The organism is Vibrio ichthyoenteri ATCC 700023 (assembly GCF_000222605.1).
Taxonomy (GTDB): domain Bacteria; phylum Pseudomonadota; class Gammaproteobacteria; order Enterobacterales; family Vibrionaceae; genus Vibrio; species Vibrio ichthyoenteri.
Genome location: NZ_AFWF01000186.1, coordinates 1 through 332 on the forward strand (window position 1 = coordinate 1; position 332 = coordinate 332).

Annotated in this window: 1 pseudogene; it reads right to left on the reverse strand. The window is 45.8% G+C overall.

Annotated elements, in window-relative coordinates:
• Positions 1-332 (reverse strand): annotated as a pseudogene (locus RH85_RS13010) (DUF3560 domain-containing protein); the annotation flags it as partial.

Here is a 332-nt window from a genome sequence, read left to right on the forward strand (position 1 = left end):
TTAAGTTGTTGGATCATGTATCGAGTCGTTGCTACCGCGTTTGCGGTGATTTTTCTAACCCATGCTTTGCTATAACGTGACCACTTAAAACCGTTTGATTTTAGAACCTTGCGCACCTCTTCACTAGGGATAGCATCAAAGGTTACTTTTATGCGCCCGTCTTCCTCATACAATGACCAGCTAACCGAATCAATACAACCTTGCTCACTTAATGCCGCCTGATTGTGTAGCGCTTCTAATTCCTCGATGCGCTGCTTGGTGGTGCGAATGGTCGCGCTATTGTTGGTTAACTTGTAGCTTGGATAACCTTCACGGCCGCAAAAATCCCCTTC